This window comes from Streptomyces sp. NPDC048277, assembly GCF_040652235.1.
GTDB lineage: Bacteria > Actinomycetota > Actinomycetes > Streptomycetales > Streptomycetaceae > Streptomyces.
Genome location: NZ_JBEZLQ010000009.1, coordinates 307,608 through 327,471 on the forward strand (window position 1 = coordinate 307,608; position 19,864 = coordinate 327,471).

The following is a 19,864-nucleotide window of genomic DNA, read 5'->3' on the forward strand; positions in this document are numbered from 1 at the left end:
GCTCTGCTCCCGGTCGCCGAGGCGGGGACCGCGTGCTTCTTGCCTGCCGCGGTTCCGATCTGCTGTCCCGGGGTGGCGGGGGTCGCCGCCGTTCTCGGTAACGCCTGGGCCGCCTGGCCCCCTGCACCCCGACCAGCGCGGCGACCGCCACGAACGCCGTCGCTCTCAGTGCCGTCGGCACATGCCGGACGGATCTCCACAAGCGGCCCATCATCGTTGCCCCCCAGCGATGCCCAACATCCAACTCCGGACAGCCGGATCTTCTATCAGCGGGACGACGGCCCGGGACAGCCATATAAGCCAGGGCATTGACGCCGAAGACCGGCATTGCACACCAAGGTTGACCAGTACATTGCAAGCGCTTGTAGCTTTCCTGGCCAACTCCCGCCCCACTCTTTCCAGTTGGCGAGTAAGGCTGCTCTCACAGGACATCGGATGGGCTGCGGGGGCAGATGAGACTGGGACCGTCGGGCGCTTTACGCGCCTGCGCATACGCCGGCCTGCCGCTACTGCTCCTCCTGGCCGCCGTGTCTCCGGCCGCCGCGCGGCAGTCCGCCGCACCCACCCCCCTCGCCTCCGAATGGCCGCTGGACGCCCAGCACTTCGACGCCTTCCGGATCTGGCGGCTCAGCCAGGGGGCCGGCGTCACGGTCGGGGTGGTCGACACCGGGGTGAACGCCCGGCACCCGGATCTGGCGGGCCGGGTCCTGCCCGGCACCGATGTCACCCAGCAGGCGGCCGACGGCCGGGTCGACCTGTCGACCGACTCGCACGGCACCTCGGTCGCCGGAGTCATCGCGGGCTCCGGCGGTACCGGCAAGGGCATGACCGGGCTGGCCCCCGGGCGACCGTACTTCCCGTCCGGGTCAGCGCCGACAACGCCGCGGATCCGCTCGCCCTGGCCCGCGGCATCGTCTACGCCGCCGATCACGGCGCCGCGGTCATCAACATCTCCATGGTGACCACCGACCCCGACCCGCAGATCCGCGACGCCGTCGCCTACGCGCGCCGCCACGACATCGTCGTGGTCGCGGCGGCGGGCAACAGCGGCCGGGCGGGAAACCCGGTGACCTATCCGGCCGCGTTCCCCGGCGTGGTCGCCGTCGCCGGTACCACCCGCGACGGCGGCTCCTGGGCCGCCGGCGAGTCCGGTTCCTACGTCGCGCTGGCGGCCCCGGCGGTGGACATCTACTCGACGAGGAACAGCGGTGGCTATCTCACCGAGGACGGAACCAGTTATTCCGCGCCCTACGTCTCCGCGGCCGCCGCACTGCTGCGCGCCGCGTACCCGTCGGAGAGCGCCGGGCAGATCATCGCCCGGCTGATCGGCACCGCCGACCGCCCCGGCGGGGACTCCCCCGCGGGTTCCGGCCGTGACGACCGCTTCGGCTACGGCATCGTCGACCCACTGAAGGCCCTGGGCGCGCCGGCTCCGGCCTCCAGCGCCGATCCGCTGCTCACCGCCTCCTCGAACGGCGCCCCGAAGGCAGCCGGCACGACGGGCGGCGTTCCCGGCGGAACCGTCGCGGTCGTCGGCGCCGTGGCCGGGGTGACCGCCGTCGGGGCGGGCGGCTTCCTCGTCCGCCGCCGCTTCCGTCGTCGTACGTGATCCCCAGGAGGAACCCGATCAGCATGCGGCTCCCGGCTCTCACCGCGCGCCCCGTCCGCCGCTTCACCGGTCTCGTACGCGGCCACCCGATCGTCGCGGCCGTCGCTCTCCTGGCGGCACTGTCGCTCACCGCGCTGCTCACCGGAGACCGGAGCGCTCAGCCCCGGGCCGCCAACGTCTCCCGCAACTTCCGGGCCTGTCTGCTCGTCTCGCCCGCGGGCGCCACCGACGCCCGGCTCAGCCAGGCGTCCTGGCAGGGCATGCAGGACGCGGCGCGCTCCGGCGGGGTCAACGCCGAGCGCTTCCCCGCCCCCACCGTCGACGCCAAGGCCGCGCTGCCGTACTTCAACGGCGCCGTGCAGCATCACTGCGAGCTGATCGTCACCGTCGGCACCGGCATGAGACCCGCGACCGAGGCCGCGGCGCGCGCCAACCCGCGCCAGCAGTTCGTGATCATCGGTGCCGCCTCGGCGCAACCGCGTGTCTCGGCCATCGCCGCGCCTGCCGGCCCGGGGAAGGAACAGGCCGGAAAGGCACTGGCCGCACAGGTCAGCGCCTTCATCACCGACCGCCGCTGACCGTCCGGAGCCGGTCCGACGGCGCCCTGACGGACCTCAGCTCGTCGTGACCGTCGGCTCGGCGGGCGTCGTCCTGGGCTCCGGCTGTGCCGGGGCCGCCGTCGGCTCCGCCGCCATCTGTACCGACGTCGGCTCCACCGGCGCGGCGGTCGCCTCCTCGGTCTTCATCGCCTTCGCCTCGCTCTTGAGGATGCGCATCGACTTGCCCAGGGCCCGGGCGGTGTCGGGCAGCTTCCGGGAACCGAAGAGCACGATGAAGACGATCGCGACGATCAACAGGTGCCAGGGCTCGAGTCCGTTGCGGAGCATGACCGCCACCTCCCTTTCTCACGTTTGTCCGTACCGACGGAGGGTGCTTCCTGCGCCTCGGCCGGGCAGCAATGGTTGCTACATTGCGCAACTGTACAACCCGGGTGGTAAACGGAACCCGAACACGACCCTATGACTGTGCCTGCTGACGGCGGTCGTGGCGTGCCCGCACCGCCCGCAGCGCCAGGGCGTACAGCCCGAGGACGGCGGCGAGCAGCAGGTGGTAGACGGGCGGCAGCCCGGTCATGCCCAGGGCGGCGCCCAGCGGGCCGGGCGGAAGCAGCAGGCCGACGGCGGCGAGTACGCCGGCGGCCCGGCCGACGGGTCCGCGCCCGGTGCCGCCGCGCAGCAGGAACATCACCAGGGCCTGGGTGAGCAGGTTCTCGGTGAACCAGGCCGAGTGGAAGACGGCCTCGTCGTTCAGGGCGTCCGGGCCGCGCAGCGCCACCGCGAGGACGCCGAAGGTGGCGAGGTCGGCGATCGCGTTGAGCACCCCGAAGCCGGTGATGAACCGCAGGAAGGCGCGGGACCGCAGCACGGTCGGGCGGCGCAGCGCCGCCCGGCCGGGGCGGTCGTACGCGAAGGCGAGCTGGGCGGCGTCGAAGCAGAGGTTCTGGGCGAGCACCTGGGCCGGGAGCATCGGCAGGAAGGGCAGGAGCAGGCCGGCGGAGAGCATCGCGAGGACGTTGCCGAGGTTGGAGGAGAGGGTGACGCGGAGGTAGGTGGCGATGTTGGCGCTGCTGTGCCGCCCGGCCGTGACGGCGTGCCCGATCGCGCCGAGGTCCTTCTCGGCGAGGACGACGTCGGCGGTCTCGCGGGCGAGGTCCACGGCGGTGCGGGGCGCGATCCCCACGTCGGCGGCGCGCAGGGCGGGGATGTCGTTGACCCCGTCGCCGAGGAACCCGACGGTGTGCCCGGCGGCCCGCAGCCCGGCGACGATCCGGGCCTTGTCCTCGGGGGTGCACCGGGCGACGACGGTAGGCAGGCCGACCGGGCCGACACCACCCTCCGCCCCCGGCACGCCCCCGCGCCGCCCGGCACCGCCCCACTCACCGCCGGCCCGCCCGGTCCCGGCCCGCCCGGCCGCCACCTCTTCCGCCCCGTGCCGCAGTACATCCGCCGCCGTCTCCACCTCGACGGCCGCCAACCCCAGATCGCGGCAGGCCCGCGCGGCCGTGGCCGGGTGGTCGCCGGTCAGGATGCGGATGGTGATGCCGAGGTCGGTCAGGCCGCGCAGCGCCTCCGCGGCGCCGGGGGCCAGGGCGTCGCGGAAGGTGAGCAGGCCGCGGAAGGTGAGGCCCCGCTCGTCGGCGGCCGTGTAGGGGCGGGTGCGGGAGGGGCACTCGGCGGTGGCGACGGCGAGGACGCGCAGCCCGGCGCCGGCCTCGCGGGCGGCGAGCGCGAGCAGGCGCTCGCGTTCGGCGGGGTCGAGAGCGCATCGGTCGAGCACGGCCTCGGCGGCGCCCTTGGTGACCAGGACATGGGTGCCGAGGGCGGTGCCCGCGACGACGGCGGTCGCGAGGCGCCGCTCGGGGTCGAAGGGAACGGCGCCGATCCCGTCGTACTCCTCCCCCACCGGTCCGGCCACCGTGAGCAGGGCCTCGTCGAGGGCGTCGGGGGCGGGCAGCTCGGCGAGCTGGAGGGTCCACCAGGCGCCGACGGCCGCCCAGCGCAGCACCTCCGGGTCGTTCTCACCGCCGGGTCCGAGCGCGCGTTCGACGACGGGGCGGTCCTGGGTGAGGGTGCCGGTCTTGTCGAGGCAGAGCACGTCGGCCGCGCCCAGGTCGTGCAGCGCGGGCAGCCGTCGTACGACGACCTGGTGGGCGCGGGCGAGCAGCGCGGCGCCCCGGGCCAGACAGGTGGTGACGATCACCGGGAGCATCTCGGGGGTGAGCCCGACGGCCACGGCGACCGCGAAGGGCAGCGTCTCCAGGCCCCGGCCGCGCAGTCCGGCGTTGGCCATGAGGACCAGCGGCGGGGTGAGCAGCATGAACCGGATGAGCACCCAGGAGATCCCGTGCACGGACCGGTCGAAGGCGCTCGCCTCCCGCCGCCCGTCCGCGGCGTCCTGCGCGACGGCGAACCGGGTCCGCTCCCCGGTCGCCGTGACGACGGCCGTGGCGCTGCCGGAGGTGACGCCGCTGCCCTGGAAACAGAGGTACGGCTTGTCGAAGGGGCCGCTGTCCGTGCGGTCGGGGACGTCGACGGCGGCCTTGGCCACGGGTGCCGACTCGCCGGTGAGCACGGCCTGGTGCACGGTCAGCCCACGGGCGCGCAGCAGGCGTACGTCGGCCGGGACCAGGTCGCCGGGGCCGAGCCGTACGACATCACCCGGGACCAGATCGGCGACCGGGACCTCCCGGGCCCGCGGCTCCGCGTCCTCGTCGGCGCGGCGCAGCACGGTGGCGGTGCCGGCGACGAGCCGGCGCAGGGCGGCCAGGGAGCGGTCGGCGCGGTGCTCGCCGGCGGTGCGCAGCCCGGCGCTGACCACGACCAGGGCGAGGATCACGACGGCCGTGCCCCAGGAGGCGACCAGTGCGGAGACCAGGCCGAGGGTGAGGAGGACCGCGGTGAAGGGGTCGCGCAGGGCGCGGGCGCAGCGCAGCGGCCAGGAGGCGGTGTGCGGGCGGGGCGGGGTGTTCTCGCCGGCGGCGGCGAGCCGGGCCGCGGCCTGCGCCTCGGTCAGCCCGCGCGGTCCCGTGTCCAGCCGGCGCAGCACCTGCAGCGAGGTGGCGGCCTCGCCCTCAGAGACCACGGAGGTGGCGGGGGGCCGGGAGCTCGGCGCCGGTACCGCGGGCGGTGAGGCGGTCGACCAGCAGCCGTACGACGTCGACGACGTCCGGGTCGTCCACGAGGTACACCTGGCGGCGGCCCTCCCGGCGGGAGCGGACGAGACCGGCGAGCTTCAGCTTGGTGAGGTGCTGGCTGACGGCGGGCAGCGCGCCGCCGACCCGCTCGGCGAGGCCCGTGACATCGCTCTCGCCCTGGGCCAGCGCCCAGACGATGTGCAGCCGGGCGGGCGAGGCGAGCAGCCCGAAGGACGCGGCCGCCTCCGTGAGCACTTCCGCGGAGGGGTCCTCGGTACCGATGCCGGACGCTGTCGCCACCGTCGTACTCCTCCTGTCCACCGCGTCGAAGGGACCCGTTCCCGATCGAAGGGACCAGTCTAGGTTGCGGGAACTTATCGGCCGCCGCGTTGGTTTCTACGTTGTTGTAGAACTAGTTTCCTGGCAAGCAGGCCTCTTAACCGACCGAGGAGTGAGTGCGCATGGCCCTGTGGGACCGCATCAAGGATTCCGCGACGCAGATGCAGACCCAGCTCGTGGCGAAGAAGAACGACCTCAAGAGCGGTGCGTTCCGCGACGCGAGCATGGCGATGTGCGCGCTCGTGGCGGCCGCCGACGGCACCATCGACCCGTCGGAGCGGCAGCGGGTCGCCCAGCTCATCGCCACCAACGAGGTGCTGCAGAACTTCCCGGCGGACGACCTGCGCCGCCGTTTCGAGGAGAACCTGAACAAACTGACCACGGACTTCGCCTTCGGCAAGGTGAGCGTGCTCCAGGAGATCGCCAAGGCGAAGAAGAAGCCGGCCGAGGCGCGTGCCGTCGTCCAGATCGGCATCGTGATCGGCGGTGCGGACGGCGACTTCGACAAGACGGAGCAGGCCGTGGTGCGCGAGGCGTGCTACACCCTCGACCTGCCGCCGCACGAGTTCGACCTCTGACCGGCGCCGCCGGGACGAGGGCGGTTCACATCCGTCGGCTGGTGGCCCAGCAGAGTCCTGTGAGGGCCACGGCCACGGCGCAGGCCGCCTCCGCCGAGCCGTCCAGGTAGGTACTGCCGAGGACTGCCACACCCAGTGTCGCCCCCAGTTGCTGTACGGCGTTCAGCGCACCCGCCGCCGAGCCGACCTCCTGGGGGCGCAACGGCTTCAGGGCCAGGGTGAAGAAGGCCGGGGTGAAGAGCCCGGCGCCCAGGCCGACCAGGGCCAGCGCGGGGAGCAGCGGCCAAGGGTAGCGGGTGGGCGGGGTGGCGGCGTATCCGGCGACGGCGGCCGTCAGCCCCGCGCAGACGAGGGCCAGGCCGTACGGCATCATGCGCCGCCGCGCCCCGCGCCGGCCCGACAGCCAGGACGACACCCCGAGACCGATCGACCACGGGGTGAGGCTCAGGCCCGCTGCCAGCACGCCCTTCCCCGCGTCCAGCTGGAGTTGCAGGACGACCACCGTCATCAGGCCGCTGGTCACCGCGAAGAAGGCCGTCGAGGTGGCGAGCGCGGCCGGGAAGCCCCGGCGGGTGAAGAGGCTGGGCTCCAGGAGGGGCGCGGTCGTGCGGCGCTGGTGCGCGACGAGGGCCGCGCCCGCGAGGAGTCCGGCGGCCATCAGCGCCCAGCTGTGGAGCGGGAGTTCGGTGAGGTTCGTGCCGATGAGGGGATAGACCAGCAGGCCCGTGCAGATCGCCGCGAGTGCCGTGCCCGGCCAGTCGAGGGCGGGGCGGTGCGGGGCGCGGTTCTCCAGGAGTTTCGGGGACAGGGCCAGGACGGCCGCGGCCAGCGGGACGTTCACCAGGAACGCGGCGCGCCAGGAGGAGCCGAACAGGTCGGCGTGGGTGAGGACACCGCCGAGGACCGGGCCGCAGACGGCCGCGAGGCCCATCACCGGGCCGATGCTGCCCAGCGCCCGGGCCAGTTCCTCGCCCGCGAACATCGCCTTGATCAGTCCGATGGTCTGCGGAATGACCACGGCCGCGGCCGCGCCCTGCACGACACGGAACGCGATCAGCGGGCCGGGCGCCGGGGCGAGCGCGCAGGCGGCGGAGGCCGCGGCGAAGAGGGCGACACCGAGGACGAAGAGCCTGCGGCGGCCGGCGATGTCACCGAGCCGGCCACCGGTGATCAGGAGGACCGCGAACGGCAGCGTGTACGCCGTACTGAACCACTGGATCTCGGAGACCGAGCCCCCCAGGTCGGCGTGCACGGCGGGGGCGGCCACCTGGACGATGGTCGCGTCCAGGAGGTTCATCGCCTCGGCGAGGAGGAGGGCGACGAGGGCGGGCCGGCGCCAGCGGTACGGGGCGGCGGCCGTGGTGGTGTGCGTGGGTGCCGTTGTCATGGGGGCAGCGTGCGGGTGCCCGGGACAGCGCCGACGGTTTCAGTCGGGCGGTGGTGGTTTTCTTCCGTCGAGCGAGGTGTTCCTGACGGAATCACACGCGCCTAGTTGTCGGGCCGTCACCTCGCGGCCGGGCGCGGTGGACCCGGTCGAGCGCCTCGGGCGGTACGACCGGGTCGGCGACGGCGTCGGGGAGGAGAAGGGGAGCCCGACGCGGGTCAGCTGCTGAGGCCGACCTTCTTCAGCCAGGCCTGGGCCACGTCCAGCGGGTCCTTGTTGTCCGACTGCACCTGGGTGTCCATGTCCAGCAGGGACGCCGTGTCGAGCTTGGCGGAGACGGCGTTGAGGGCGTCGGTGGCCGTCTGGTTCAGGGCGCTCTTGTAGACCAGGGGCTGGACGTTCTCGAAGCCGAAGAGGTTCTCCGGGTCCTGGAGGACGACGAACTTCTCCTTGGAGATGGTCGGGTCCGTGGTGAAGATGTCGGCGGCCTGCACCGCGTTCTTCTTCAGGGCGGCCTCGGTCAGCGGGCCGCCCGCGTCCAGCGCCTTGAAGGACTTGAACTCCAGCCCGTACACGGACTTGAGGCCGACCAGGCCCTGCTGGCGGGTCTGGAACTCCGGCGAGGCGCCGATGGCCAGGTCCTTGGCGATGTTCTTCAGGTCGGCTATGGAGGACTTCTCGGTGAGGTTGTACTTGGCGGCGGTCGTCGCGTTGACCGTCACCGAGTCCTTGTCCTGCGCGTCCGCCGGGTCGAGCAGCGTCAGCTTGGAGTCGAGCTTGGCCTCGATGGCCTTCGTGGTCTCCTCGACGGTCTTCGGGGCGGCCTTGGGGTCGAGGTAGGCGAGCAGGGCGCCGTTGTACTCGGGCAGGACCGAGATCGAACCGTTCTTGAGCAGCCCGTAGGTGGTCTCGCGGCTGCCGATGTTCGACTTGTACGTGACCTTGACGCCCTTGGCCTTGAGCGCTTCGCCGTAGATGTCCGCGATCAGGATGCTCTCGGCGAAGTTGTTGGAGCCGACGACGACGGTGTCGCCGCTCGCCTTGCTGTCCGACAGCGGGTCGGACTTGCTGTCGGAGGAGGAGGAACAGCCCGCCAGCAGGGCCGTCGTCGCGGCGAGCGCGACGGCCGTCACGCCTCGGTATGTCCGGATTGACCTGCTGGGAAGGGTGTTGGAAGTCACGGTTGCCGTTCCGGGAGCTGAGGGAAGGGTGGGGGTATTGCGAACCACTCCGGACGATCCAATCCAGCCCGTTCTCAGTCAGTCAAGTATCTCCGGGTCACCGATTGGCTTCGATCCGTGGCCAGTTGTGGACGGAGAGCGGTCTCTTTGTAACGGATTCTTGATAAAGCGCAAGCGGAACCGGGCTTCAAGAACGCTGTAGTCTCACCGCAGTTGATATCGGTCACAGCGGTGCACGGGGCCCGCTACTCGGTGTCGTTCCGCAACAGCTCGGGGTGAAGACGCCCCCCAGACCAGCACACCCTCATGAAGGAGGCCCGGTGTCCACGAACCAGGTGGACGCGCCCGTCCGGTCCGCCCCCACGCGGGGTGGAATACGGGGATTCGCCGACCGTTGGCCTTTCCGGCGCAAGCTCAACCTGCTGGTCGGTGTGCCGCTCGCCGTCATCGCCGTACTGCTGGCATATGTCTTCACCGATCTGGCGCAGCAGTCCACCAGCGCGGATGCGGCGGCCCAGCTGGTCCGGGACAGCACGCAGGTGGCACGGCTCGTGGACAAGGTCGAGGCGGAGCACCAGCAGGCGATCCTGCTCTCCGCGCGGTACGAGTCCGGCTACAGCACGCCCTCGTCGGTCGCCTACCGCGCGGCCCAGGACGCGGTGGACGCCCAGGTCCAGACGGTCCGTGAGACCTTCGGCGACCGGCTGCCGGACACCGAGGCGGCCGCCCTCAAGCAGGTCGAGGGACTGTCCAGCCTGCGCGACTCCGTCGAGCAGTCCTATATGCCGGCCGACAACATCGACCCGGCGTACTCCAACGCGGCCAACGACCTGATCGACGGTCTGGGGCTGGACCGCAACGCCAACCTCGCCTCCACCTTCACCGGCAACCTGCTGGACTCGCTGCTGCGCGCGGACGCCGCCCACGGCGCGTTCGAGACCAACGTGCTCGCGGCCACCACCGGGGACACCAACGCGCTGATCGAGTTCACCAACGCGGTCGGCGCCTACGACCTCTACCAGCACCAGGCCGACCGCTTCACCCGGTTCGCCACCGAGGGGCAGGCCCGGCAGCTCGCCGACGTCGAGCACACCAAGGCGCAGAGCACCATCGCCGAGTCCTTCGCCGAGCTGCAGATCGACCCGACCAAGCTGCAGTCCGGCAACCAGGACCAGATCCGACGGGCCGTCAAGGACGCGCTGACCGACTACCCCGCCTACCTCGACCAGGCCACCGCCCGGCTGAACATCACCACCTCGCTCATCGGCCAGATCGCCGACCGGGCCAACGCCGCCGCCGATTCCGCCAAGTGGCGCGCGATCTGGCTGCTGAACGGCGCGCTGTTGGGCTTCGTCCTGTGGCTCGCTCTCTCGGTGCTGGTGCGCCGCTCGGTGATCCGCCCCGTGCAGGCCCTGACCGGGGTCGCGCACGAGGTCGCCGAGGTGGCGGGCCGCGAGCTCGCCCGTGTCGCGGACGACGACGACGAGGACGACAGCCCGCCCCGGCTGCGGGACATGCCGGTCACCGCCCGCGACGAGATCGGCGACCTGGCCGAGGCGTTCAACCAGGTGCAGACCACGGCCGCGGCGCTCCTGGAACGCCAGGTGCTCAGCCGCCGCAACACCGCCGAGATGTTCGGCAACGTCGGCCGTCGCGTCAGCAACCTGACCACCCGCCAGCTCGCCTTCATCGACGCGGTGGAGCGGGCCGAGACGGACCCGGCTCTTCTCGAACGCCTCTACTCCATCGACCACATCGCCGTCCGCCTGCGCCGCAACGCGGACAGCCTGATGCTGCTGGCCGGCATCCGGGAGACCGTGCTGGCCGGCGGCCCGACGCCGGTGTCCAACGTCGTCCGGGCCGCGCTCGGCCAGATCGAGGGCTATCAGCGGGTACGGCTGTACGCCGGCACGGAAGCCATGATCGAGCCGGACATCATCGGCGACCTCACGCTGATGGTGGCCGAACTCCTGGAGAACGCGGTGTCGTTCTCGCCGGCGGGCAGCCCGGTCGAGGTGACCGTGCGCTCCAGCGACGCCGGCGCGCACATCGTCGTCACCGACCACGGTCTGGGCATGAGCGCCGAGCGGCTGGCCGAGGAGAACGCCCGGCTGATCCGCCGTGAGCGCCTCGACCTGGTGCCGACCAAGGTGCTCGGTCTGTTCGTGGTGGGTGCGCTGGCCCGGCGCTGGGAGATCGGCGTCGAGCTGACCCGGACCCCGGGCGGCGGTGTCACCGCCGAAGTGACGCTGCCCTCCCGGCTGTTGCTGACGATGAGCGCGGTCGCCGACACCTCCGGCACCCCGCTCGCCGTGGAGGCGGCGGAGGCGGCGGAGCCGGCCGCGCCGGCCGCGCCGACCGGGCCGACCGGACCGACCACGGCCGCCTCGGTGCATCCCGCCGACGATCCCGACAGCCTGCTCCCCCGTCGGCTGCCCCGCCGCGAGCCGGCCGCCGAGACCGGGGACGAGTCCCCGGCGGCGCCGCTGATCCCGGCCGCCCGCTCCGGCGAACCCCCGGCCGACCCCGGCGACGGCACCCGCCCGTTGCGCCGTAGGGTACGAGGCGCGACCCTCCGGACCACCGTCGGCGCCGCGCAGGCCCTCTCCCAGGCGCCGCGCACCCGCGACGCGGAGGCCGAGCGGGACGCGCTGGACGAGTTCGAGGCGGCGGTGGAGCGCGCCCGGCGCGACAGCGACACCGGCAGCCACGAGCGGCCCGCGCCGCGCATCGCCCCCCTGAACCCCCCGCAGAACCAGAACCACCTTCCGGAAGGAGCCGAGCAGTGAGCACGTCGACAGGTGACACCCCGACGGGCGGCATCACGCCGACCGACCTGCAGGCGGCCGCAGCCGACTTCACCTGGCTGCTGAACCGCTTCGCGACCGAGACCGCAGGCGTGGTCGACGCGATCGCCGTGTCGTCCGACGGTCTGCTGATCGCAGTCTCCGAACTGCGTGAGCGCGCCCACTCCGAGCGGCTGGCCGCGATCGTCTCCGGCATCACCAGCCTGGCTGCCGGCGCCTCCGGCAACTACGGCCTGGGCGGCCTCAACAAGGTCATCATCGACCTGGAGGGCGGCCATGTCATCGTCTCCGCGATCGGCAACGGCGCCGTGCTCGGCGTCGTCGCCGACAACGAGGCCAAGCTCGGCAACATCGCCTACGAGATGACGCTGTTCGCCAACCGCGCAGGTTCGGCGCTCAGCCCGCAGCTCGTCCTCGAGCTGAAGAACAGCGTCGGCGTCCCACAGACGCGCTGACCGGGACCACCGGTCGAGAGAGGAAGACACAGCCATGGCGGACGGCTCACCGCCCCCGGGCAGAGACCCGGTCGGCCCCGCCCCCGCCGTACGGCCTTTCCTGGTCACCGCCGGCCGGGTGGCGGACAGCGCCTCCGGCCCGGCGATGCCCGTCGAGACCCAGGTGGTGGCCACCGCCGCCGGGCTCACGGTGCTGGACCGGCTCTCCTTCGAGCAGCACGACATCGTCGCGGCCTGCCGGATTCCGCAGTCGCTCGCGGAACTGGCGGCGCGGCTGCGGCTGCACCTCAACGTGGTCCGGGTGCTGGCCGAAGACCTGCGCGAGGCGGGGCAGCTGACGGTCCATGTGCCCGACTTCGAGGCCACCCACGACTCGTCCGTCCTGCGCAGGGTTATCGATGGCCTGCGGGCCATCCCCGACTCCCGAGGGGTACTCCGTGACACCGACTGACTCGCTGACCCGGGGCGCCGGGCGTACGGCCGTCCGGCCGCCGCTGCCGGTGAAGATGGTCATCGCGGGCGGTTTCGGCGTGGGCAAGACCACCGCCGTCGGCTCGATCTCGGAGATCGAGCCACTGACCACCGAGGCCTCGATCACCGAGGTCGCGGCGGGTGTGGACGACCTCTCGCTCACCCCGCGCAAGACGACCACGACCGTGGCGATGGACTTCGGCTGCATCACCATCGACCCGACGCTCAAGCTGTACCTGTTCGGCACGCCGGGGCAGGAGCGGTTCGGCTTCATGTGGGACGACATCGTCGAGGGCGCGCTCGGTGGGCTGGTGATCGTTGACACGCGTCGCCTGGACGACTGCTACGCCGCGGTCGACTACTTCGAGCACAAGGGAATTCCGTTCGCCGTCGCGATCAACGCGTTCGACGGGCAGGTCGAGCACACGCTGGACGAGGTGCGCTGGGCCCTGGACGTTGCCGAAGGGACGCCGCTGGTCGTCTTCGACGCGCGGGAACGGGGTTCTGTGCGGGACGCGCTGCTTGTTGTCCTGGAACTGGCGCTGGCGCGTAGTGGGGGGTAGTGCGGTGGGTGGGGAACTGCGGGCCGGATGTGGCTGGTCGCGCAGTTCCCCGCGCCCCTGAAGGGGCGCTGCTATCCCCTGCGTACGCCAGGAGACACCGTCAGTCTCTGTACCGCCCAGAAGATGCCCAGCGTGGCCAGGGCCATCACCGCGACCAGGGTCGCGCCGCCCACCACCTTCTCGTAGTTCTTCTGGTACAGGCCGTCGATGATGTAGCGGCCGAGGCCGCCGAGGCTGACGTATGCCGCGATCGTCGCCGTCGACACGATCTGGATGGCCGCCGAGCGCAGGCCGCTGAGGATCAGCGGGAGGGCGACCGGGAGTTCCACCTGGAAGAGGATCCGTGGCTCCGGCATGCCCATGCCCCGTGCCGCGTCCACCGGGGACGGATCGACCGAGCGCATCGCCTCGTACGTCGTGACCAGGATCGGCGGTACGGCGAGGATCACCAGCGGGATCATCACCGGCAGCATGCCGAAGCCGAGCCAGATGAACATCAGCACCAGCAGGCCGAAGCTGGGCAGGGCCCGGCCGGCCGTGGCGATCAGGGCGAGGGTGTTGCCGCCGCGGCCGTAGTGACCGGTGACCAGGCCGACGGGCAGGCCGATGACCGCCGCGTAGGCGAGGGCTTCCAGGGAGTACTGGATGTGTTCCCAGACCCGGGTGGGGATGCCGTCGTAGCCGTGCCAGTGGCTGCTGTCGCTGAAGAAGGCGTGGATGAAGTTGAGGACGTTCACCGGGTGCTCTCCTTCGGCATCCAGGGCGTCAGCACACGGCGTACGAGGACGAGGAGGGCGTCGGCCAGGATCGCCAGCACGGCTGTGGTCACGACCGAGTTCACGGCCAGCTCGGGACGGTGGTAGATGTTGGCGTCGTTGAGCAGGTTGCCGAGGGCACCCTGGTTTCCGATCAGCATGCCGACGCTGACCAGGGAGATGCTGGAGACGGTGGCCACCCGCAGGCCCGCGATGATCGCGGGGACGGCGATCGGCAACTGCACCTGGAAGTAACGGCGTACGGGGCCCAGCCCCATCGCGGTGGCGGCGGCGAGGGTCTCCGCCGGGACCGAGCGGACGCCGTCCACGATCGCCGGGACCAGGACCACCAGGCTGTACACCGCGAGCGGGATCATCACCGTCGTCTCGGTCTGGCCCGTGTAGTCGATGAGGACGACGAAGAAGGCCAGGGAGGGGATGGCGTAGAGGATCGTGGTCACGCCCAGCACCGGCGGGTACAGCCAGCGGAACCGCACGCAGAGCTGGGCGATGGGGAGGGACACCAGCAGACCGGCCAGCACCGGGATGAGGGCCTCGCGCAGGTGGAGGCCGATCAGTCCGAAGTAGGTGTTCTGGAGGTCGCTGGGGATGTCGAAGAAGCCGCTCATCCCCCGACCTTCGTGTCGTCGCGGCCCTCGGCGTGGGCGGTGCGGATCGCGGCGCCGATGACCTGCTGCGAGACGACGCCGACCGCGCGCCCCTCGCCGTCCACGGCCACCGCCCAGCCGGTCGGCGAGAGCACCGAGCCGTCGAGGGCGGCACGCAGCGAGTCCTTGCCGGGGACGAAGGGACGCCCGTAGGACAGCAGGTGCGCCGGGTCGATCGAGCCCGCGGTGAGCGCGCGCGGCTCGCCCCAGCCGAGCGGCCTGCCGTCCAGGTCCGTGACGAGGAGATAGGGGGCGTCGGCCGCGGTGCGGGCGCCGAGCTTGGTGGCGTCGGCGTCGATCGGGACGATCGGGGCCCGCTGCAGCTCCAGGCCCGCGGACGGGAAGAAGGAGAGCCGGCGGATGCCCCGGTCGGCGCCGAGGAAGTCCTCGACGAAGGCGTCGGCGGGGTCGGTGAGCAGTTCGGCGGGCGGGGCGAACTGGGCGAGGTGACCGCCGGTGCGCATCACGGCGACCATCGTGCCGAGCTTGATGGCCTCGTCGATGTCATGGGTGACGAAGACGATGGTCTTGCCCAACTCCCCCTGGATACGCAGGAGTTCGTCCTGGAGACCCTTGCGGACGACGGGGTCGACGGCGGAGAACGGCTCGTCCATCAGGAGCACCGGCGGGTCGGCGGCGAGCGCCCGGGCCACGCCGACGCGCTGCTGCTGGCCGCCGGAGAGCTGGTAGGGGTAGCGCTTGGCGAGCGCGGAGTCGAGCCCGACCCGCTCCATCAGCTCGGCCGCCCGGGCCCGCGCCTTCGGCTTGCTCCAGCCGAGCAGCCGGGGCACGGTGGCGATGTTGTCGATGATCGTGCGGTGCTGGAAGAGTCCGGCGTTCTGGATGACGTAACCCATGGACCGGCGCAGGGTGTTGACCGGCTGGGCCTGGATGTCGGCGCCGTCGAGGAGGATGCGGCCCTCGCTCGGCTCCACCATCCGGTTGATCATCCGCAGGGTCGTCGTCTTGCCGCAGCCCGAGGGGCCGACGAAGACGGTGATCGAGCGATCCGGTATCTCCAGGGAGAGCCGATCGACGGCGACCGTACCGTCCGGGTACCGCTTGGTGACTGAATCTATCCGTATCAAAACGCCGAATACCCTTCGGGTTTGGCAGAAAGTGCCCAGTTTTCGACCACGGTCGCCGTGGTACAGGCCGTTGCGGGGAGAGTCTAGACCGGAACTGTTTCAGCACTTCTGCCGCTGACTGATCCTCTTCAGTTTGTGATCTTCCGGCCGCCGTCAGCCGCGCCGGACCGTGGCCAGGGTGCGCCAGCGGGCCCGTGTGGCGTCCTCGCCGTCCACCCAACGCGCCCTGCCCGCGGGCGAGGCGGGCGGTTCCAGGCCGGCCATGAAACAGACGAGATCGGTGTAGTACGCGTAGTCCGGGCCGGGGCTGAGGTCCCGCAGGCGTGCGACGGCCGCCCGGGCCTGCGCCCGGTCGTCCAGGACCGCGTGGTGGAACCCGAGGGCGAGTTCCAGCGTGTGCCGGGCGGCGGTGATGCCGGCGACCCCGGCCTCGGCGCGCAGCACATCGGCGCGGTCGGTCACCTCGGCGCCCGGCGTTCCGGCGGCCAGGACCAGGGCGGCGATGTGCGCGGTGAACCGGGTGGTGCGCAGGTCCAGGCCCGCGAGCAGCTGCCAGGCCAGGTCCAGTTCGTCCGCGGCGGCCGCCGGGTCGGCGAAGGCCAGGACGAAGGCCCGCTGGGTCTGGGCGATGGCGCGTTCACCGGCCACGGCGTGCCGCTCGGCCTCGTCCCGCGCGGCCGCGTACGCCTCGGCCGCCCGCGCCATGTCGCCCTGCACCCACCAGACATCACCGAGCACCCGGTGGTGGCGCCCGGCCCAGCCCAGGCCGGCGGCGGCGCTCAGCGCCGTCGGGAAGTCCCCGGCCAGCCGGGCCAGATGGGCGAGGCCCCGCCGGGCCGCCGGGGCGAGCCGTCCGCCGCTCTCGGCGACGGCCCGCATACCGCTGCGCGAGTCCTGCGAACGGCCGAGGTCCCGCTCGGCCTTGGCCCGGTAGTACACGGCCATGTCCCGCAACTCCGGGGGCAGCAGACCGGAGTCGACGACCGCCGTGAGCCGGGCCACCGTGCGCTCCCGGTGCTCGTGCTGGCGGCGCGCGAGCGCGCTCAGGGTCTCCACCAGTGCGTCGGCCGCCGTGTGCAGCGCGGCCGGCGGGCCCCCGCCCGGGGCCGGCGGGGCGAGCGGCTCCCACACGGAGTCCCCGACATAGCTCCAGGCCGCGTCGGCGAGCCAGCCGAGCCCGAGGCCGAAGTCGCGCGCGAGCCGCAGCCCCTGGCGCAGACAGGTGACGAGCCGGTCCCGATCCCCGGCGGGTGCCGCCGCCCAGCGCTCCCCCACGGACTCGAAGGCCCGCACGGCGGCCCGTTGCCAGTCCCGCTCCGACCAGCGGTCGTCCGCCTGGTCGTCCGCCGTTCGAATGGTGGAACGGATGACAGCGTGCAGATGGTACGGCCAGACGGCGTGCGGATCCGTGTGGACGAACGGCCGCTCGATCAGGCGCAGGGCGGCCGCCTCGTACGTCATCCCGGCGGCGCTGGAGGCCAGGGAGACGTCGAAGTTGTCGAGGAGCGAGACCGAGCGCAGCACATGCCGCTCGTCCGGTGTGAGGTCGCTGAGGGTGCGGCTGATGAGCGCAGGGAAGGCGACGTCGAAGTCGGCGGGGCGGGGTTCGCGCCCTGCGCGGCGGATGGCGAGGAACCGCTGGACGGCCAGGTCGAGATGGAGCGGCAGGCCGTGCGACCGGGCGGCCATCACCGCCCGGATCTCCGGTGCGAGGACCGGGCGGCCGTCGCGGGTCAGACGCCGGGCCAGGTAGTCGTCGCAGTCCTCGGGCGAGAAGTCCCCGATCAGGATCTGCCGGGCCGGCCCCTGCCCCAGCCCGCTGGGTGCGGCGAGGCCCGGCCAGGCGGCCGGGCCGGTCCAGTCGAGCTGCCCGTGCAGGGCGTCCTCGGCCCACTGGAGGCGACTGCGTCCGGTGATGACGAAGAAGGCGTTGGGCATCAGCCAGACGACCCGTTGCAGCAGCCGTTCCAGATCGCGGTGGACGCGGTCGCCGACGTCCTCGAACGTGTCGAGCAGGATCACCGGCAGCACCGCCCGGCCCGCCGGGAGACGGGCGATCTCCCACGCCAGCAGGTGCGCGTAGTAGGAGAGGGCGTCCAGGTCCGGCTCGGCCTCCAGCAGGTCGGCCAGCCGGGCGCAGCCCGCCAGCGCGCGGACGGCGGCCCGGTGGTCGCGCAGGGCACGGATCAGGATGCCGGAGACCTGCCCCACCACCGCGCCGACCGTGCCGGGCAGCAGCAGGGCCTGGGCGACGTCGGTGAGCGCGGACTGCATCTGCTCCGGAACGGCCTTGCCGAACCGCCGGCCGAGGCCGCCGCGGCGCAGGAACTCCTCCAGCGGCTCACCCGGGTGGACCTGGTCCCAGTAGCGGCGCAGCGCCAGGTCGAAGGCGGGCAGCGGGCGGCCCAGTTCGGCGAGGGCCAGACGGATGGTGAGGATCACCCGTTCGAAGTCCGCGCCCCCGGACCGGGCGAGGTCGATACGGACCGGCAGCACCCGGGCGTTCACCCGGACGGGCTCACCCCACTGGGCGGGCCGGTGCTCGGCGTGCGCGAGGGCGGCCTCGACCGTCCGGGACAGCGTGGACTTCCCGATGCCGCCGATGCCGTGGAAGACGAGGACGTTGTCGCGGGGCGCCTCCAGGTCCTCCACGTCGAAGCCGGGTGCCGCGAGGGCGCGCGCGTGCGCGGCAAGGGCGGCGGTCACGGCCGCCCACTGCTCCTGGCGGTTGGTGAAGTGCTCCTCGACCTGCATTCCCCGATCGTTCGAACCGAACAGCGCACGAAGATCCCGCCCGCCCACGACACCCCCCGGATATACCAGAAGGTTAGGCACAGGCGCTCAGGGTGACCATTGCGGAATCAGCCATTCCATGAGAATCCCGCGTGTTCCCGGAGGTCTACGAGTGTCCCTCGGGATTCCCGCCCCCTAAGCTGGGCAACCACGGAACGGGGGCGCAGCACAGGCCTCTCCATGCCCCGGCTCCCCCCATCACCGGACAGGGAGAGAAACGGTGTCGTCGACCCCCAGACATGCGGACAGGTGGTTCGGCGCAAGCGACACCGAAAGGGGTCCCGCGCCCCTCCGCCACCTGTGGAACACCGCTTTCCGGACCCTGCGGAAACGCCCGGCCGGGAAAGCCCGGACCGAAGGAGCCCATAAGACGGCTCCGCCGCCCGATACGGAGATCCGGCGGCCCGCGGCCGCGAATGACACGTACAACCCCGAGACTCTCGGGCACGCGGCGGCCCTGGAATGCGTACGGCTGGTCATCGCCTGGTACAGCCGGGCCATCCATCTGGAGAGACACTCCCGCTCGCCCGACCCCGTGCGGCTCGACGAACTGCTCACGGAACGCGAGAAGTGCCTGGCCGAACGGAAATACCTCGACGAGGCCACTCCCGAGCAGGCCGACCGTATGGCTCAGGACTACAGTGCGCTCTTCCGGAAACTGACCCGTCAGAATCCGCAGCTCAGTTGACCGACGAGATCAGCGGTGCGGCCAGGTGGGCGATCTCGCGCCACTCGTCGGCGTACCGGGGCAGTTGCCTGTGCAGCAGTCCCTGGTTCGCGAAGAAGTGCGCCGCCTCCTCGGTGGTGTAAGGCCGTCGCCATTCGGCCTCCATGGCCGCCACGGCCCCGCCCGCCAGCCGGCCCGTGTCCCCGCGTTCGCTCCGGTGGAGGACCGTGCCGTCGCGTCGTACCACCCGCAGCGCGTGCACCGAGGAGTCCTCCTCGACCGCCGCCACGACCTGGCCGAGCGCCCGGAAGCACGCGTCGTGCCCGGCCGTCTCGGTGAACCGGGCGTGCGTCGGATTCCTGCGGAGCACCCGCGCATAGCGCAGCCCGATGCCCTGCCGGCTGTCCGCCTCGCGTACGGCGAGGACCACGAGCTCGACCCGGTAGTGCGCGGCACGAAAGGCGGCGACCTCGCCCAGGAAACACCGGATGGGGAACCTGGGGCTGATCTCGATCACGAGATGACCGGCCATCTGCCGCATTCCGGCGACCACCCGCGCCTGCCACTCCTGGTATACGGACCTGACCAGGGTTCCGGCGGTACGCGGATTGGCCTTCAGAGCCGGCAGGTAGCGCGGGTCATTGATCTTGAAATCGTCGCCCGAGATCCGCCTCGCCTTCTCCAGCCCCGTCGGCACCAGATGACGGTTCTCCGATTTCCCGGCCCCCGGCTGACCCATGACATAGACCACGACAGGAGCCGCCTGCGACACGACGTGCTCATAGTCAGGCCAGATGAGGCGGGTGAAAATC

The 19,864-nt window shown here is 72.0% G+C and carries 17 protein-coding genes and 1 pseudogene; 8 read left to right on the top strand and 10 right to left on the bottom strand.

Annotated elements, in window-relative coordinates:
* Window positions 1-452: 452 nt before the first annotated feature.
* Together AB0D85_RS21720 and AB0D85_RS21725 are read left to right on the top strand one after the other, a co-directional pair.
* A pseudogene (locus tag AB0D85_RS21720) lies at window positions 453-1,609 on the top strand (S8 family serine peptidase).
* A gap of 23 nt (window positions 1,610-1,632) precedes the next feature.
* Complete coding sequence (locus AB0D85_RS21725) at window positions 1,633-2,187, top strand: hypothetical protein (RefSeq protein WP_362322492.1); 555 nt, start codon at window positions 1,633-1,635, stop codon at window positions 2,185-2,187.
* A gap of 36 nt (window positions 2,188-2,223) precedes the next feature.
* Here AB0D85_RS21725 and tatA read toward each other — a convergent pair whose 3' ends face one another.
* The 3 genes from tatA to AB0D85_RS21740 form a co-directional block, all read right to left on the bottom strand.
* Window positions 2,224-2,496 (bottom strand): Sec-independent protein translocase subunit TatA, encoded by a 273-nt coding sequence (gene tatA / locus AB0D85_RS21730; protein WP_362322494.1) that lies wholly within the window; start codon window positions 2,494-2,496, stop codon window positions 2,224-2,226.
* Window positions 2,497-2,626: 130 nt separating this feature from the next.
* Window positions 2,627-5,251 (bottom strand): HAD-IC family P-type ATPase, encoded by a 2,625-nt coding sequence (locus AB0D85_RS21735; RefSeq protein WP_362322496.1) that lies wholly within the window; start codon window positions 5,249-5,251, stop codon window positions 2,627-2,629.
* On the bottom strand, window positions 5,241-5,603 hold the full coding sequence (locus AB0D85_RS21740) for a metalloregulator ArsR/SmtB family transcription factor (protein ID WP_362322498.1): 363 nt from the start codon (window positions 5,601-5,603) through the stop codon (window positions 5,241-5,243). Before AB0D85_RS21740 ends, AB0D85_RS21735 begins: the two co-directional genes overlap by 11 nt.
* A 161-nt stretch (window positions 5,604-5,764) precedes the next feature.
* Here AB0D85_RS21740 and AB0D85_RS21745 point away from each other — a divergent pair, with 161 nt between their 5' ends.
* Window positions 5,765-6,220, top strand: a complete 456-nt coding sequence (locus AB0D85_RS21745; protein ID WP_362322500.1) for a TerB family tellurite resistance protein — start codon at window positions 5,765-5,767, stop codon at window positions 6,218-6,220.
* 25 nt (window positions 6,221-6,245) lie between these two features.
* Here AB0D85_RS21745 and AB0D85_RS21750 read toward each other — a convergent pair whose 3' ends face one another.
* Both AB0D85_RS21750 and AB0D85_RS21755 read right to left on the bottom strand, forming a co-directional pair.
* Window positions 6,246-7,607, bottom strand: coding sequence for an MFS transporter (locus AB0D85_RS21750; RefSeq protein WP_362322502.1), 1,362 nt, complete (start codon window positions 7,605-7,607; stop codon window positions 6,246-6,248).
* Between the two features lie 215 nt (window positions 7,608-7,822).
* Window positions 7,823-8,785 (bottom strand): ABC transporter substrate-binding protein, encoded by a 963-nt coding sequence (locus AB0D85_RS21755; protein WP_362322504.1) that lies wholly within the window; start codon window positions 8,783-8,785, stop codon window positions 7,823-7,825.
* 320 nt (window positions 8,786-9,105) lie between these two features.
* On the opposite strand from AB0D85_RS21755, the gene AB0D85_RS21760 reads away from it, so the two are divergent.
* Genes AB0D85_RS21760 through AB0D85_RS21775 form a run of 4 tightly spaced genes read left to right on the top strand, consistent with a single transcriptional unit; the run spans window position 9,106 to window position 13,081 of the window.
* Window positions 9,106-11,574 carry an ATP-binding protein gene (locus tag AB0D85_RS21760; protein ID WP_362322506.1) on the top strand — a complete coding sequence of 823 codons (2,469 nt, stop codon included), beginning with the start codon at window positions 9,106-9,108 and terminating at the stop codon, window positions 11,572-11,574.
* Window positions 11,571-12,047 carry a roadblock/LC7 domain-containing protein gene (locus tag AB0D85_RS21765; RefSeq protein ID WP_362322508.1) on the top strand — a complete coding sequence of 159 codons (477 nt, stop codon included), beginning with the start codon at window positions 11,571-11,573 and terminating at the stop codon, window positions 12,045-12,047. The genes AB0D85_RS21760 and AB0D85_RS21765 overlap by 4 nt, the downstream gene beginning before the upstream one ends.
* 34 nt (window positions 12,048-12,081) lie before the next feature.
* Entirely contained in the window at window positions 12,082-12,498 is a 417-nt protein-coding gene (locus tag AB0D85_RS21770; protein ID WP_362322510.1) for a DUF742 domain-containing protein, read from the top strand.
* On the top strand, window positions 12,485-13,081 hold the full coding sequence (locus AB0D85_RS21775; protein ID WP_046732638.1) for an ATP/GTP-binding protein: 597 nt from the start codon (window positions 12,485-12,487) through the stop codon (window positions 13,079-13,081). The genes AB0D85_RS21770 and AB0D85_RS21775 overlap by 14 nt, the downstream gene beginning before the upstream one ends.
* Window positions 13,082-13,152: 71 nt before the next feature.
* On the opposite strand, the gene AB0D85_RS21780 is transcribed toward AB0D85_RS21775, so the two are convergent.
* The 4 genes from AB0D85_RS21780 to AB0D85_RS21795 all read right to left on the bottom strand — a co-directional run bounded on the left by AB0D85_RS21780 (window position 13,153) and on the right by AB0D85_RS21795 (window position 18,346).
* Entirely contained in the window at window positions 13,153-13,818 is a 666-nt protein-coding gene (locus AB0D85_RS21780) for an ABC transporter permease (RefSeq protein ID WP_362322513.1), read from the bottom strand.
* Window positions 13,815-14,465 (bottom strand): ABC transporter permease subunit, encoded by a 651-nt coding sequence (locus tag AB0D85_RS21785; protein WP_362322515.1) that lies wholly within the window; start codon window positions 14,463-14,465, stop codon window positions 13,815-13,817. Before AB0D85_RS21785 ends, AB0D85_RS21780 begins: the two co-directional genes overlap by 4 nt.
* Entirely contained in the window at window positions 14,462-15,592 is a 1,131-nt protein-coding gene (locus tag AB0D85_RS21790; protein WP_362322517.1) for an ABC transporter ATP-binding protein, read from the bottom strand. Before AB0D85_RS21790 ends, AB0D85_RS21785 begins: the two co-directional genes overlap by 4 nt.
* Window positions 15,593-15,745: 153 nt before the next feature.
* The gene (locus tag AB0D85_RS21795; protein ID WP_362322519.1) at window positions 15,746-18,346 is read right to left on the bottom strand and encodes an ATP/GTP-binding protein; all 2,601 of its coding nucleotides are present in this window, start codon (window positions 18,344-18,346) and stop codon (window positions 15,746-15,748) included.
* Window positions 18,347-18,605: 259 nt separating this feature from the next.
* Here AB0D85_RS21795 and AB0D85_RS21800 point away from each other — a divergent pair, with 259 nt between their 5' ends.
* On the top strand, window positions 18,606-19,073 hold the full coding sequence (locus tag AB0D85_RS21800) for a hypothetical protein (protein ID WP_362322521.1): 468 nt from the start codon (window positions 18,606-18,608) through the stop codon (window positions 19,071-19,073).
* Here AB0D85_RS21800 and AB0D85_RS21805 read toward each other — a convergent pair.
* Entirely contained in the window at window positions 19,066-19,824 is a 759-nt protein-coding gene (locus tag AB0D85_RS21805; protein ID WP_362322522.1) for a zeta toxin family protein, read from the bottom strand. The two genes, AB0D85_RS21800 and AB0D85_RS21805, sit on opposite strands and share 8 nt — an antisense overlap.
* Between the last annotated feature and the right edge of the window lie 40 nt (window positions 19,825-19,864).